13 protein-coding genes are annotated in these 13,856 nt (G+C 64.7%); 3 read left to right on the top strand and 10 right to left on the bottom strand.

The genetic code is table 11. From position 1 onward, the window contains the following. Positions 1–106: 106 nt before the first annotated feature. The 8 genes from DLM85_RS25760 to DLM85_RS25065 form a co-directional block, all read right to left on the bottom strand. Positions 107–1,018 carry an SDR family oxidoreductase gene (locus tag DLM85_RS25760; RefSeq protein WP_207891015.1) on the bottom strand — a complete coding sequence of 304 codons (912 nt, stop codon included), beginning with the start codon at positions 1,016–1,018 and terminating at the stop codon, positions 107–109. Positions 1,019–1,021: 3 nt separating this feature from the next. Next, a complete protein-coding gene (locus DLM85_RS25755; RefSeq protein WP_207891014.1) occupies positions 1,022–2,323 on the bottom strand; it encodes a family 1 glycosylhydrolase in 1,302 nt (433 codons plus the stop codon). Positions 2,324–2,396: 73 nt separating this feature from the next. Further along, positions 2,397–3,581 (bottom strand): UDP-galactopyranose mutase, encoded by a 1,185-nt coding sequence (gene glf / locus DLM85_RS11430; protein WP_111478238.1) that lies wholly within the window; start codon positions 3,579–3,581, stop codon positions 2,397–2,399. 66 nt (positions 3,582–3,647) lie between these two features. Then, on the bottom strand, positions 3,648–4,871 hold the full coding sequence (locus DLM85_RS11425; protein ID WP_111478237.1) for a glycosyltransferase family 1 protein: 1,224 nt from the start codon (positions 4,869–4,871) through the stop codon (positions 3,648–3,650). A 174-nt stretch (positions 4,872–5,045) separates the two neighbouring features. Then, positions 5,046–5,573, bottom strand: coding sequence for a GNAT family N-acetyltransferase (locus tag DLM85_RS11420; protein WP_111478236.1), 528 nt, complete (start codon positions 5,571–5,573; stop codon positions 5,046–5,048). Between the two features lie 3 nt (positions 5,574–5,576). Further along, on the bottom strand, positions 5,577–6,365 hold the full coding sequence (dapF, locus tag DLM85_RS11415; protein WP_111478235.1) for a diaminopimelate epimerase: 789 nt from the start codon (positions 6,363–6,365) through the stop codon (positions 5,577–5,579). Positions 6,366–6,386: 21 nt separating this feature from the next. Next, the gene (locus DLM85_RS11410; protein WP_111478234.1) at positions 6,387–6,869 is read right to left on the bottom strand and encodes a DinB family protein; all 483 of its coding nucleotides are present in this window, start codon (positions 6,867–6,869) and stop codon (positions 6,387–6,389) included. Between the two features lie 92 nt (positions 6,870–6,961). Then, positions 6,962–8,134, bottom strand: a complete 1,173-nt coding sequence (locus DLM85_RS25065) for a hypothetical protein (protein WP_133257017.1) — start codon at positions 8,132–8,134, stop codon at positions 6,962–6,964. Between the two features lie 85 nt (positions 8,135–8,219). On the opposite strand from DLM85_RS25065, the gene DLM85_RS11405 reads away from it, so the two are divergent. The 3 genes from DLM85_RS11405 (at position 8,220) to DLM85_RS11395 (ending at position 11,570) form a co-directional block, all read left to right on the top strand. Beyond that, positions 8,220–9,113: a class I SAM-dependent methyltransferase gene (locus tag DLM85_RS11405; protein ID WP_111478233.1), complete on the top strand. Its 894-nt coding sequence runs from the start codon at positions 8,220–8,222 to the stop codon at positions 9,111–9,113. A 132-nt stretch (positions 9,114–9,245) separates the two neighbouring features. Further along, a complete protein-coding gene (locus tag DLM85_RS11400; RefSeq protein ID WP_111478232.1) occupies positions 9,246–10,187 on the top strand; it encodes a Ppx/GppA phosphatase family protein in 942 nt (313 codons plus the stop codon). 321 nt (positions 10,188–10,508) lie between these two features. After that, a complete protein-coding gene (locus DLM85_RS11395; protein ID WP_111478231.1) occupies positions 10,509–11,570 on the top strand; it encodes an Ldh family oxidoreductase in 1,062 nt (353 codons plus the stop codon). 82 nt (positions 11,571–11,652) lie between these two features. Here the strand turns inward: DLM85_RS11395 and DLM85_RS11390 are convergent, their stop codons facing one another. Then, positions 11,653–12,774 (bottom strand): FUSC family protein, encoded by a 1,122-nt coding sequence (locus tag DLM85_RS11390; protein WP_111478230.1) that lies wholly within the window; start codon positions 12,772–12,774, stop codon positions 11,653–11,655. Positions 12,775–12,985: 211 nt separating this feature from the next. Continuing rightward, complete coding sequence (locus tag DLM85_RS11385; RefSeq protein WP_111478229.1) at positions 12,986–13,834, bottom strand: murein L,D-transpeptidase catalytic domain family protein; 849 nt, start codon at positions 13,832–13,834, stop codon at positions 12,986–12,988. Positions 13,835–13,856: the final 22 nt, after the last annotated feature.

Below are 13,856 nucleotides of genomic sequence, written 5' to 3'. Positions count from 1 at the left end.
CCCGCCTCTTCAAAAAGAGTGCGGGGTTGGCCGGGAAAGAACTATTGGCAGACTTGCAGCTGCTTCACCCGGCGGGTCGTGCCAAAGTTGCGGGTGGTGGTTCTTCCTACGATGCTTGTTTCAGTTCCTCGCCCTTTAGCACGCAGCCCGAGCGGCTAGTGTCGGCCAGGTAACGCCCGAGGCCGTCGTCGGCGGTAGGCAGCACAATCCCGCGGCGGGTGCTGAGGGCGCTGAAAGCGGGGCGCGGCGCGGACCAGCCGAACTCGGCTACCGGGCGCGGACGCACCAGGGCCGTGTTGAGCCCCGCTGCTTCGGCGGCCAGCTGCGCCAGCTGGGCCCAGGTGTAGGTACCGCGGTTGGCCACGTGCCAGATGCCGCTTTCCCCGTCGATGAGCAGGTCCAGAACGGTATTCACCAGGTCCGGGACGTAGGTGGGCGAAATCTGCAGGTCGTCGGCGGCTTCGAATACCCGGCCGCTGCGCATAGACTGCAAGGCGAAATGCACGAAATTCTCTTCATCCCAGGGCCCGAAAAAGGCGCTGGTGCGCACTACCAAGGCCTGCGGCAGGGCCGTCAGTACGTCGCGCTCGGCGAGGCTCTTGCTGCGGCCGTACACGTTCAGCGGCCCCTTGGCGTCGCCCTCGGTATAGGGCACCGACTGCTGCCCGTCGAACACCAGATCCGAGGAAAACGTGAGCAGCTGCACGGCGCGGTGGGCGCAGGCCTGAGCCAGCACCTTGGGCCCGGTGGTATTGACGTGGTAGCACCGGGCAGCATCCTTTTCCGCTTCGTCGACGCGCACGTAACCCGCGGCGTTGACAACGGCCCAGGGGGTGTAGCGCTGCAGGGCCACCTCCACGGCCACCGGGTCGGCAATGTCCAGCTCGTGGCGGCTGAGGCAGATGGCGGCGAGGTTGCGGATTTCGCAGATACGCTCCAATGCCCGGCCCAGGGTGCCCTGGGCGCCGGTAATCAGCAACGGCTGCCCGGCAGTAGCCGGTGCCTGAAATACATTCATAGGCTAGGTGGTGAGTTGGGCAGGCAGGAAGTGGCGGTAAGCAAAACGGTTGGGGCGTTGCCACCAGCCGGCTCCTTGCAGGACGGGATGGTGGTAAGGAATATTGTTGGCCAAGTGCTGTACCATCTTGAATAAGGCCGTGCGCCGGAGCTGCCCGCTGCGCACGTCGAATACGCCGGTTTCGTAGGTTCCGTCGCGGGTGAGCAGGGTGTCCCAGTTGTGGGCTCCCAGGAGGGCCCACACGGTGACGGCCCGCACGTCGGCACCGGCTTCGGCAGCGGCATTGGCGGCATCCCAGGCCTGCTGCAGCCAACGCATCTGCTCTTCGCGGGTGCAGGCCAGCTGTACTTCCGTTACGGCCAGCGGCAGCTGGTAGCGCTGCCAGGCTTCCAGCAGCAGCGTGCGGAGGCCGGCAAGCTGCAGCGGCTCCACGCGCACGGCTTCTACGTCGGCGTAGCGTTCTACCTGGTTGCTGCCCACGCTGTGCGAGGGGTAGCTTTCCAGCCGCTCGTCCAGAAACCGCTCACTGGTAACGTAGTAATTGATGCCGAGCAGGTCCGGCGGCAACGGCGCGGCTACCAGCTCCGCCAGCTCTTCCGCCGTGGCGCCACGCTCCCGGAGGTAGCCGTAAAGCAGGTGCTCGGGCGTTACGCGGCCGCAGAGCAGGTCGAAGCTCAGCCAGCGGCGCTGGTTCTCGAAATCAGCCTGATACAGCAACTGTGGCGTACTGTAGATTTTGCCCAGGTCTTCGGTCTGCACCAGCCGGGCCTGCGGGTTTACCTCCCGAATGGCCAGCATAGCCGCTTTGGTGGCCTGCACCTGATGCAGCAGCATCCGCACGAAGGCCGCGTCGTCGTGGCTATGCGGGTACCACAGGCCGTAGAGGCCGCTGAAGCGGGCGGTGGTCAGCGGCTCGTTGACGGGCGTGTAGTGCGTCACCCAAGGGTAGCGCTCGGCCACCATGCGGGCAAATTGCGCCAGCCCCGTCACGAAGCCGGGCTGATCCATAGCCGTGTAGCGCGGTCCGCTGCCGTGGTGCACCAGGCCCACGATGGGGTCGATGCCCAACTGCTGGAGGCGCGTCATCCGCTCATCGGTCCACGACCAGTCCGGCTCGTCCAGGCTGTCGGGCGCCACGTTTTCCCAGAGTACCGGGTAGCGCAGCTTGCGCACGCCCAGCTCGGCTATTTCATCCAGGTCTTCCAGCCGCTGGCGGTGGCCGCTCAGGCGCGTCTGGTCCGAAAAATCATCTTGCACGCGCCGAATGCTGCATTCGACGCCGCCCCACATTTCCAACAGTGCCATGCGCTAAAAAAAGCCGCGGGGTGTAGCAAGCACGGCAAACTGCTACACCCCGCGGAATTGATACTGGTACTACTTACGCCTGCTGCTTGTTCGGGTCGCGAGGCAGCAGCTTGTCCATCAAACTGGCCGAGCCGGTAATGGCCGGTTTCTTGACCTGTACTTCCTCCGATTTCTCAGTGAGCTTCTTGTACAAAGTCAGCGCCTGGGCCACCACCTGGTCCATGTTGTAGTACTTGTAGGTGGCCAGGCGGCCTACGAAGTGTACGTTGGGCGTCTCGTCGGCCAGCTTCTTGTATTTGTTGTACAGCTCGGCGTTTTCGGGCTTCGGAATGGGGTAGTACGGGTCGCCCTCGGCGCGCGGGTACTCATACACCAAGCTGGTTTTGGGGTGCGTCTGGCCGGTGAGGGCCTTGAACTCGGTGATGCGCGTGTAGAGGTGCTCGTTCGGGTAGTTCACCACCGGGGCTTCGAGGTGCTGCTCCTTGTTGAGCGTCTCGTGCTTGAACTCCAGGGAGCGGTAAGGCAGCTTGCCAAACTTGAAGTCAAAGTACTCATCCACCGGCCCGGTGAAAATCATTTCCTTGAAGGGAATGACGTTCATGATTTCGTGGTAATCCACGTTGAGCATGATCTTGATGTTCGGGTGGTCGAGCATCTTCTCGAACATCTTGGTGTAGCCGTGCAGGGGCATGGCCTGGTAAGTGTCGGTGAAGTAGCGCCGGTCCCGGTTGGTGCGGGTCGGCACGCGCGAAGTCACCGACTTATCCAGCTCCGAGGGGTCGAGGCCCCACTGCTTGCGGGTGTAGTTGCGGAAGAATTTCTCGTACAATTCCCGGCCCACCTTGCTCACCACCACGTCTTCCGAGGTGCGGATAACCGGCACCGCTTCGGCCTGCGACTCAAAGAAGGCATCGACCTCGAAAGAAGTCATGTTGGTGCCGTACAGCTTGTTGATGGTGTCCAGGTTGATCGGAATCGGCACGTGCTGCCCATCCACCGACGCCAGCACCCAGTGCTCGTAGGGACGCCAGTCGGTGAAGTTGGAAAGGTACTCGAATACGTCCTTGGAATTGGTGTGGAAGATATGCGGACCGTACTTGTGCACGAGGATGCCATCCTCGTTGTAGTGGTCGTAAGCGTTGCCACCGATGTGGTTGCGCTTGTCGATGATCAGCACTTTCTTATTGGACCGGGTGGCCAGGCGCTCGGCCAGCACGCTGCCAGCGAAGCCGGCTCCGACGATGAGGTAATCAAACATAGCTCCGAGGGCAGTTTAGGGTTGGTTGGGTAAAAGGAAGCGGTGTGGTCAGCGGCGCTGCTGGTACTAAGCCTGGGCTTTTTTCAGTTCGGCCTGCATCAGATCAACCATGCCCTGCCAGGTTTGGTCCCAGGAGATGGTGTCGAGGTACTCGTCGACGCGCTTTAGCCAGGCCGGGTCGGCGCCGTCCTGCAGCGCTTTTTCGATGGCCTGCTCGAACTCCGGCGCCGTGGCGGCAATGTGCACGAGGCCCAGCTCGCCGTAGGGGCGCACCACGTCGCGGATGGGCGTGCTGACCACGGGGCGGCCGGCGGCCAGGTATTCCGGCGTCTTGGTGGGCGAAATGAACTTGGTGCTTTCGTTGTCGGCGAAGAGCAGGGTGGCCACGTCCCAGCCGCGCAGGTAGTCGGGCAGCTCCTTGTAGTCCTTGCCGCCGAGGTAGTGGATGTTGTCCCCTTTCGGCAGCGTGGCCGGGTCGATTTTTACCACCGGCCCGATGATGACCAGCTGCCAGTCGGGGCGGGCGGCGGCCAACTGGCCCAGCAGCTCGATGTCGAGGCGCTCATCGACCACGCCGAAGAAGCCCACGCGCGGGTGCGGAATGCCGGCCTGGTCGGCCGGATCGGCAGCGGCTTTGCGGGCCTGGCCGAAGTGGGCTTTATCGATGCTGCTCGGGAAGGCGTGGGCGCTGTGGTGCTGCTTGGTTTTGGCCTCGTACAGGCTCTGCCCGCCGGTGAAGACGAGCTGGGCTTTCCGGAACAGCTCCTGCTCGCGGCTGCGCAGCTCGGGGTGGGCGCCCTTGAAGTTGGCCAGCTCGTCCATGCAGTCGTAGATGGTCAGCGCGGGCCGGAACTGCCGCGACTTGGCCAGGAACATGGGCGAGTAGTACCAGGCAATGAAGTCCTGGATCTTTTCCCGTTTGAAGTAGTCATCGAGAATAGCCGCCTGGGTTTGGTCAGCCGCTTCTTCGGCCATGCCCTCGGGCAGGTGCACCACCACGATTTTCAGCTTGCCCTCTTCGCGGTCCTTGATTTCCAGCCAGGGCTCCATCGTTTTGTCGCCCCAGTGCGTGCAGGGCTCCTCCACGTAAAACACGCGGGTCTGCTTGGCAAAGCGCGACAACAGGTGCTGGGGACGCTGCCACACAAAGTCCCAGTGCAGGTGCGCGAAGCACACCAGATCGGGCAGCTGCTGGTCGTTGGTGACTTCGGAAGTAGCCTCGGGGGAAGCATCCGAGGGCGTGTTGTGGGCAGGTGCCGGCGCGTAGGAAGGGACGTCGAGTAAGGACATGCGTAAGAGCGTCAAAGAATTTGGCGGTAGGTGTGGCAATAAGAATTGGTCGGCTCGGTTACACGGCCCTTCTCAACCAAGCGCGGCAGATAGGCATACGCAGAGCCTCGACAAAAGGATACTTACAGGCTAACTCAACTATAAAAAGGCATGATACCCCACAAAAAAACGGGCCTATTGGCCCGTTAACACACATTGCATTTCCACCGCATCTTCCCAGCCTACATCGGTGCTGAGCCACTGGCGGCGCACACCCACGCGCCGAAACGCGGCCCCGCGAAACAGGCGCAGACTGGCCTGGTTATTTCCCGCAATGGTGCAATACAGCTGGTGCAGGTGCAAGGTGCGGCGGGCGTAGCGCTGGGTCAGCAGCAGGGCTTCGGCGGCGTAGCCGGCGCGGCGGCGGCTCTGCAGCACCATAATGCCCACGGCCGCCCGCCGGTGGTGGGGCTCGAAGTTGAACAGGTCGACGGTGCCCACGGCCGCGTCGTCGGCGCGGGCGCAGATGACCAGCCGCAGCTGCCGCACCTCGTAGAAATCGGCCGCAGCGGCATCGAGGTAGCGCTCCAGGGAATAGTGCGAAATGGGCGTGAGCGTGTCGGAGGCCAGGCCCCACACGCTCCCGTCGTTTTCGATTTCGTAGAGGAAGGCGAGGTCATCGGCTTCGAGGGCCCGCAGGTACACGGTGTCGCCGCGCAGCATAGGCTAGAGCTGAATGTCGCCCGCGAAGACGAACTCCGCCGGGCCGTTCAGGTACACCTCGGTAAACGAGCCGTCGGGCTGCTGCCGAAAGCTTACCGACAGGTCGCCGCCGATGGTGCGCAGGGGCACCGGGCTGGCGGCGCCGCGGCGGGCGGCGGCCAGGGCCACGGCCGTCACGCCGGTGCCGCAGGAGTGGGTTTCGTCTTCCACGCCGCGCTCGTAGGTGCGCACCTGCCAGGGCTGCCCGCTCACCTGCGGCTCCTCCACGAAGTTGACGTTGGTGCCGCCGCGGGCGTTGAAAAACTCGCCGAAGCGAATGGCGCGGCCCTCGGCGTACACGTTGTGCTCGGCCAGGGAGCTGGCGGGCAGAAACCGGACGATGTGCGGGCTGCCGGTGTTGAGAAAAATGCCGTCGGGCACTTCCTGCTGGCCGGCCACGTCCATCATGCGCAGGCGCACGGTGCCGTCGGCATCCACGGTGGCTTCGTGCGGGCCGTCGGCGGCGAGGAAGTGGGCTTTGTCCTGAATCACGCCGAGCTGCTGGGCAAAGGCCACGGTGCAGCGGCCGCCGTTGCCGCACATCGAGCCCAGGTAGCCGTCGGCGTTGTAGTACACCATCTCGAAGTCGTAGCCGGGCAGGGTGCGCAGCAGGATGAGCCCATCGGCCCCGATGCCGCGGCGCCGCTCGCAGAGGCGGCGCACCAGGGCATAGTCGTCGGCCGGAAAGGTGCGGGCGCGGTCGTCAATCATGACGAAGTCGTTGCCGGTGCCCTGGTACTTATGAAAACGCATGGAAAAGCAGAGAAAAAGCGGTCAGACCAGCTTGCGCAGCAAGGCCACCTGGCCGGCGTGGTAGAGGTAGTGCTGCGCCGTGCCGTGCAACAATACGTAAACGGAAACACCCGAACCGTCCGGGCGGTTGCGCTCGGCGCCGAGCACTTGGGCGAGGTCTTTTTCGGACAGCGCCTGCGCGGCCGTCATCAGCTGCTCGTGCGCTTTGGACAGCTCGCTCAGGGCCGTCTGCCAGGCCGTTTCATCGGCCACCAGGGGCACGGCGGGCCAGTCTTCGCCCTCGATGAGCACGTGGTAGCGCTGCTCGATGCGCACGCGCACGGTATCGGCCCAGGTGCGCAGGTGCAGCACCAGCTCCCAGATGCTGTGCGCCGACGGAATGGGCCGCGCCGCCGCCTGATCGGCCGAAAGCCCAACCAGCGTAGCCAGCAGCGAAGGGCCGGACCAGGCGTCGCCGTGGAAAGCGCGTTCGAGCTGGTCGAGGAGGCGGGGAAGTTCGGGCATGAGGCTAAAGATAACACAGGCCTCTGGTCCCCGTAGAGATGCCCGAAGGTTTCACGAAGGACGTTTCAGAATAGCTTTACTCCCGCTGAGAATCAGATTAGCCGAGTCCAGCAGACTTCCAGTCCCCGCGGCTCGTGCCGGCCGGTGAGCAGCAGCAGGGTCGGGTGTACTGCCCGCACGGTTTCGACAATGGCCGGCTGCTCGGGCGTCGGGGGCAGCCACGTTACGCCTTCGGCCGGCCCAGCAGTGCGTAGGTCGATTTCGGAAGCAAATTCGTAGGGTCGCTCACGCCGCCAGACGCTTGGCTGATTACGACCGTTAGGCCAACATTCATAGTAGCCATAGCTCACTCGTCGCTTAGGCCAGACGGTTGCGGCGTCCAGTCGAGCAGAACCCAGCCCACCCAATCCTAACGCGAAAACCACTTGATTTTCGCAGATAACCGCATCAGACAGGTGCGGCCTGGGCGTCTGTATTTCGGCTAATTGAAATCTATGCCTCCAATGTTCACCTGCCAGCCACACCGGTTTCATATCACGACGGCGTAATACGGAGATATAGCGAGTGCTGCCTACTTCTCCTACTCCCCACGAGAGCAAGGCAATAAAATGCTCATTCCAGCTGGCCCGTTCGTAGGTCTCGTTGACGCGGTGAAAAGGCAGCTTATGCGTCTTTAGCCACTTTGGCGGCTGGTGTCCATACAGCTGGTATAAAAACAGATACTTAGGGCAGACCACGTTGTCAAGGACCAACAGCTGACCGTAGGCGTCGCGCTGCAAATCATCAACGGCCTTGCCCGGCCCAAATTCCACGGGCAGCGGCAGCGTCGTCAGCGCGGGATTTGCATCGGACAACCGTAGTCGGCTAAAGTATTCTCCGACTGGAACGTCCTTGGCACTCAGATTATGGTGCGCCCAACGGTTGGTTCCACCACCCAAGTACAGCCAGTCACCATCAAGTAACAGCGAATGAACCTCCAGCGCCGGGTGAAGCTTGATGTCGGGTAACCGCTCCAGGCGTTGCCCGCCCGCATGCAGCCGCGCCCGGAACAGACGCATCACCGGTTGCTGCGGGTCGAAGGGCAGCAGGCCGACAAGCCAGCCGGCATTCAGGGCGTGCGGGTTGCGTTTCCGGAGGCGCGTGAACGGAAAAGGCAGCCGGGGGCGTAGCCGGTGCAGCTGCCCGTCGGGCACAATGCGGGCCAGCTGGCAGCAGTTTTTTTGGCTCTGATGAGGTACCACGAACAGTGGCCAGTCTGGATCCATTCGGGGCATGGAACCGGGTAAAGCGGTTAGCTGCAAGATACCGCACGTCGGCCTCACAAGCCCGAATGCCGTACTTTTGCCCCCGATGTACTCCTTCCTCACCACCAGTCCCTGGCCCGACTACGAGCTGCTCGACAGCGGCAACTTCCAAAAGCTGGAGCGCTTCGGGCGCTACGTGCTCAGCCGCCCCGAGCCCCAGGCCGTGTGGGACCCGCACCTGCCCCAGAGCGAGTGGGACCGGGCCCACGCCACTTTCACCCGCGAAAAGGGCGCCAACGCGGCCACCGAAAAAGGCCAGTGGAAGCTCAAGCCGGGCATGGCCGAGCAGTGGTACATCGACTACGAGCGGCCCGACGGGCTGAAGCTGCGTTTCCGCCTGGGCCTCTCCTCGTTTAAGCACGTGGGCCTGTTTCCGGAGCAGGACCCGAACTGGCAGTTTATCTACGAGCAAACCAAGCAGCGCCGCGCCGAAAAGCCCCGGGTGCTGAACCTGTTCGCCTACACCGGCGGGGCCACCCTGGCCGCCCGCGCCGCCGGCGCCGACGTGACCCACCTCGACTCGGTGAAGCAGGTCAACTTCTGGGCCCGCGACAACATGGAAGCCTCCGGCCTCGACGGGGTGCGCTGGCTGGTGGAAGACGCCTTCAAGTACGTGCAGCGCGAGGTGAAGCGCGGCAACAAGTACCAGGGCCTCATCCTCGACCCGCCCGCCTACGGCCGCGGCCCCACCGGCGAGAAGTGGCAGCTCGAAGACCAGCTCAACGAGATGCTGAAGATGTGCCGCGAGCTGCTCGACCCGCAGGACCACTTCTACGTCATCAACCTTTACTCCATCGGCTACTCGGCGCTGATTCTGGACAACCTCATCGACACGATTTACGCGCCCTACGGCCGGCAGCGCGAAATCGGGGAAATCTACCTGCACGACAAGGGCCAGCGCAAGCTGCCGCTGGGTACCTTCTGCCGGTTCGCGAATTGAGAAGGCAGCAGGTAACAAGCGACACGTGACAGGTTGAGCAAGTAACTTGTTGCGGACTCCCGCCTACGTGTCCCGTTTCGCTTCTCACTACTTACCTGTTACTTGTCACGTGCTACGTGTCACCCCAAAGCTATGTCACACAAAAAACGCCTGGCCCTCATCGATATGGGCACCAACACGTTTCACCTGCTCATCGTGGAGCTGCCCGAGCGGCGCGGCGAGGCGCCGCGGGTGCTGCTGCGCACCAAGGTGGGCGTGAAGCTGGGCGAGGGCGGCATCAGCCAGGGCGAAATTGCGCCGGCCGCCTTCGACCGGGCCCTGCACACGCTGCAGGCCTTCCAGGAGGAAATCGAGCTGCACCAGGTAACGGACGTGCGCGCCACGGCCACCAGCGCGGTGCGCGTGGCCCGCAACGGCGCGGAGCTGGTGAAGGCCATTTTCGAGCAGACCGGCATTCGGGTGGAAGTCATTGCCGGCGCCCGCGAGGCCGAGCTGATCTGCAAGGGCATCCGGCAGGCCGTGCCGCTGGGCGACGAGCCGCATCTGCTCATGGACATCGGCGGGGGCTCGGTGGAGTTTATCATTGCCAACGACCAGCAGATTTTCTGGAAGCAGAGCTTTGAAATCGGGGCCCAGCGCCTGCTCGACCAGTTTTTCCGCCACGACCCGCTCACCCCGGACGACGTGCGCGCCGAGCAGGATTTCCTGCGCCACGCGCTGGTGCCCATGCTCTCGGCCGTGGAGCATTTCCGCCCCAGCACCCTGGTGGGCGCCTCCGGCTCGTTCGACACCCTGGGCGACCTGGAAGCCGCCCGGCAGGGCCAGGATTTGGCCCGGCAGCCCGCCGCCCGCGAGGTGTCGCTCGACAGCTTTTACCGCAGCTACGACGAGCTGCTGAACACCACCCACGAGCAGCGCCTGGCCCTGCCCGGCATGACGCCCATGCGCGCCGACATGATTGTGGTGGCCTGCGTGCTCATCGACTTCGTGCTCAACGCCTGCCGCCTCACCCGCATCAAAGCCTCCGCCTACGCGCTGAAAGAGGGCCTGCTGGCCGAAATGCTGGGCGAGTAACTTGTAGAAATGCTCCCGGCGGCTTGTCAGACCCCGTTCCGCATTCCGGAACGGGGTCTGACAAGCGTTTTTGGCCATTCCGCATTCCGGAACGGGGTCTGACAGCCATTTTTGGTCATTCCGGAATGCGGAATGGCCTCTGACAAGCGTTTTTGGTCGTTCCGCATTTCGGAATGGGGTCTGACAAGCGTTTTTGCCCGTTCCGAAATGCGGAATGGCCTCTGACAACCATTTTTGCGCTTTCCGAATTGTGGCCTGAGCGCCGCTGGCTGTTCAGGCTGGCTCGGCCCTCCTCCCCTTCCACCTTTACCTGCTGCCCCCTTGACTTTCGAGTACCAGCGTCTGTTTGATTTTGCCGAGGGCGTGTTTCGCGCCATGGGCTGCCCCGCCGAGGACGCCCGCCAGGCCACCGAAACCCTGCTGTCCGCCGATTTGCGCGGCGTCGATTCGCACGGCGTGGCGCGGCTCAGCGGCTACGTGCGCCTCTGGGAAGCCCAGCGCATCAACGCCGCCCCGCGCATCGGGCTGGTGCACGAAACGCCGAGCACGGCCGTGGTCGACGGCGACGCGGGCCTGGGGCTGGTGGTGGCCCCGCACGCCATGCGGCTGGCCATCGAAAAGGCGCGGGTGGCGGGCACGGGCTGGGTGGCGGTGCGCAACTCCAACCACTTCGGCATTGCCGGCTACCACGCCATGCTGGCTTTGCCGCACGACATGATTGGCATTGCCCTCACCAACGCCTCGCCGCTGGTGGCCCCCACGTATTCGCTGGAGCGCCTGCTCGGCACCAACCCGATTTCCGTCGCCATTCCGGCCGGGGAGCAGCCGCCCTTCGTGCTCGACATGGCCACCACCACGGCCGCCCAGGGCAAGATGGAAATCCTGGAGCGCAAGGGCCTGCCCGCCCCCGCCGGCTGGATTCAGGACAAAGAGGGCCAGCCGAGCAGCAACCCCACCGAAACCCGCAACGGCGGCGCGCTGGTGCCGCTGGGCGGCGAAACGGGCTCCCACAAAGGCTACGGCCTCGGCGCCACCGTCGACATCCTCTCCGCCGTGCTGTCGGGCGCCAACTACGGCCCCTGGGTGCCCCCGTTCGTGGCCTTCCTGCAGCCGCCCGCCGACCCGGTGGGCCAGGGCATCGGCCATTTCTTCGGGGTGATGCGCGTGGACGCCTTCCGCCCCGCCGCCGAGTTCAAAGCGCATATGGACAAGTGGATTGAAACCTTCCGCCAGGCCAAGGCCGTGCCCGGCCAGCAGGTGCTCATCCCCGGCGACCCGGAGCGCCGCATGACGGAGGAGCGGCTCACCCACGGCATTCCGCTGCTGCAGAAAGTGGTGGACGATTTGCAAACCGTTGGGCAGAAGTTCGGCGTGGCGCTGTAAGCCCCATCGTCCTGAACCAAGCGCCGCCCGGTAGTAATCGGGCGGCGCTTGGTGCTTACTGGGGGCCTTCCGTAGCGCCGGCTTACGCTACTTCCTCAGCGTCTTCCGGCCCTTGGGTTTGCGCAGCAGCGGAACTGGTTCGGAAGTACATCAGCGCCTCGCCGAGCCAGAACACGCCCAGCGCAATACCCGCGCCCAGCAGGGTATCGAATACCCGCCCCTGCACCGTGGGCAGCGTGGCACCGGGGTGGCCGAGGGTGGCGTTGAGCAGCGCCATTGGGGTGATGAACAGCAGGGCCAGGGCGTAATTGCGCGCTACTACCACTTCGGTAATACCCTGCAGCAGCATCAGCACCGCCACGGCCAGCAGCCCCGCCGGGTGCAGCAGCCAGATGGCCTCAAACACCAGGATGCCGAGCACCGTGCCCACGACGCGGTGCAGCCCACGAATGGTAGTCAGCCGCCGCGAGGGGCTGGACTGCAGCACTGCCACCGCGCTAAGCACCACCCAGTAGCTGCGGTAGGCGCCCATGGGCCGGCTGAGCAGCCCTGCTACCAGCACCGCCACTACCACGCGCAAGGCGAGGCCAACGGTTTCGGGGGGCAGGCTGAAGCCGGGAAATATCGTTTTCAGGCCACGCCCCAGACTCCGGCGCCGCACCGATGGCAACGCGAGCGGGGCCACGATGACCAGGTAGGCCAGCGCGGCACCTACGGCCACCAGTCCCAGCAGCCGCAGCCCCGGCAGGCCCACGCCGCCCAGGGCCACGGGCGCCGTCAGGCGGCCCGCCACCGCGGCCACCAGCACAAACATCATGGGCCCGGGCGGCCCCAGTCGGTAGCCCAGCACCAGCCCCCCCGCCAGCCCGCTGACCACGACCAGACAGGTCCCGGTCAGCCACAGATTGCCGGCGCACAACACGCCCAGCGCCGCGGCCAGCAGCAGGCCCGCGGCCACCAGCGGCAGCAGGCGGGCCCGGTCGGGGCGGGCGAGGCTGGCCCCGTACAGGGCCGTGAAGCTGCCCAGCGCCGCCTGCAGGCCCAGGGGCTGCTGGCCCAGCAACGTAAACAGCCCGACGGGCAGCCCCAAAGCCAGCGCGGCCTCTAGGCCCACCCGCCAGCGCCAGGGCGCCTCCTGCAGCTGCACGAGGCTGCGCACGGCCCGCCCGGTGCGCGGGGCATAACGTTGTAGAGAGCTTCGCATAAACACGGTACGCAAAGAAAGGCGCCAGCTTCCTTACGCGGTACGCCGGCGCGGACGGCTTGCTCAGCCTCCGGCGCCAGTAAGCCGCCCAGCCCCGATGCCGGCTGCACTTTTCCACCAAAAAAGCCCGGTGCGCTGAGGACTATCCTCGCGCACCGGGCCAACGGGTCGGTAAGCAGCTGCCTGCGCCCCGTTCACTACTGATTCAAGCCTACACCGCCTGCCCGCCGCCGTCGACGGCCGCGTAGACGCGGGCCGCTTCAGCGGTATCGAGGTACTGCGACTGGTAGCTGGGGTCGTTGCCGTTCAGAAACAGGCAGGCCCCCTTGCCGAGCGTATCGATGATCTGGGCGTACTGGTCCATGGGCAGGGCCGGGCAACCGAGGCTGCGGCCCAGGCGGCCGTTCTGCTTGATAAAGTCTTCGCTCACGTACTCGGCGCCGTGCATCACCACGGCCCGCTCGCGGGCGTTGTCGTTGAAGCCCAGGTCCTGGCCGTCGAGCTTGAGAGAGCGGCCGTGCTTGCCCACGTACTCGGCATCGGTCACGTAGAAGCCCAGGCTGCTCATGTTCGACTCGTTCTGGTTGGAGAAAGTGGTGGCCACGTTTTCGCCGGAGTTGTGGCCGTGGGCCACCAGCGTGTGAAACAGCACCGCCTTCTTGTCCAGATCGAGCACCCACAGGCGCTTTTCGGTGCTGGGCAGGTCGAAATCGGCCACGGCCAGCAACTGGCGGCTGGGGTCGAGCTTGTCCTCGGCGCGCAGATTCAGGTAGCCGGTGTAGGCCTTCTCAAACACGTCGAAGCTCAGGCCCTGCTGCCCCAGGTTCAGCTCGTTGTAGAGCTGGCGCGTGCCCTGGGTAAGCAGCGTGACGGGCGACGGCGCGGCGGGGTGGCTAAGGGCCACCGGCAGCTGGTGCCCGTGGGCCTGCGTGGTGCGCACCGGCCCGGCCAGCGGCGTAGCCAGGAACAGAGAAGCCACGAACGGCAGCGCCCGGCGGGCCAGACGGCGCGCCTTGACTTTCAGACGGAGGCGGTGAACGACGCTATTATGCTTTTCCATCGGAGGAGTTTCGTTTGGGCTA

The sequence above is a fragment of the Hymenobacter edaphi genome, assembly GCF_003258365.1.
GTDB classification, from domain to species: Bacteria; Bacteroidota; Bacteroidia; order Cytophagales; family Hymenobacteraceae; genus Solirubrum; species Solirubrum edaphi.
The sequence above is the reverse complement of the archived record's forward strand: the minus strand, read 5'-3'. Positions and strand labels throughout refer to the sequence as shown.

Excerpts from the sequence above, each read along its gene's own strand:
- DLM85_RS25760 (WP_207891015.1), bottom strand. The coding sequence starts at position 1,018 with ATGAATGTATTTCAGGCACCGGCTACTGCCGGGCAGCCGTTGCTGATT.
- DLM85_RS25755 (WP_207891014.1), bottom strand. The coding sequence starts at position 2,323 with ATGGCACTGTTGGAAATGTGGGGCGGCGTCGAATGCAGCATTCGGCGC.
- glf (WP_111478238.1), bottom strand. The coding sequence starts at position 3,581 with ATGTTTGATTACCTCATCGTCGGAGCCGGCTTCGCTGGCAGCGTGCTG.
- DLM85_RS11425 (WP_111478237.1), bottom strand. The coding sequence starts at position 4,871 with ATGTCCTTACTCGACGTCCCTTCCTACGCGCCGGCACCTGCCCACAAC.
- DLM85_RS11420 (WP_111478236.1), bottom strand. The coding sequence starts at position 5,573 with ATGCTGCGCGGCGACACCGTGTACCTGCGGGCCCTCGAAGCCGATGAC.
- dapF (WP_111478235.1), bottom strand. The coding sequence starts at position 6,365 with ATGCGTTTTCATAAGTACCAGGGCACCGGCAACGACTTCGTCATGATT.
- DLM85_RS11410 (WP_111478234.1), bottom strand. The coding sequence starts at position 6,869 with ATGCCCGAACTTCCCCGCCTCCTCGACCAGCTCGAACGCGCTTTCCAC.
- DLM85_RS25065 (WP_133257017.1), bottom strand. The coding sequence starts at position 8,134 with ATGGATCCAGACTGGCCACTGTTCGTGGTACCTCATCAGAGCCAAAAA.
- DLM85_RS11405 (WP_111478233.1), top strand. The coding sequence starts at position 8,220 with ATGTACTCCTTCCTCACCACCAGTCCCTGGCCCGACTACGAGCTGCTC.
- DLM85_RS11400 (WP_111478232.1), top strand. The coding sequence starts at position 9,246 with ATGTCACACAAAAAACGCCTGGCCCTCATCGATATGGGCACCAACACG.
- DLM85_RS11390 (WP_111478230.1), bottom strand. The coding sequence starts at position 12,774 with ATGCGAAGCTCTCTACAACGTTATGCCCCGCGCACCGGGCGGGCCGTG.
- DLM85_RS11385 (WP_111478229.1), bottom strand. The coding sequence starts at position 13,834 with ATGGAAAAGCATAATAGCGTCGTTCACCGCCTCCGTCTGAAAGTCAAG.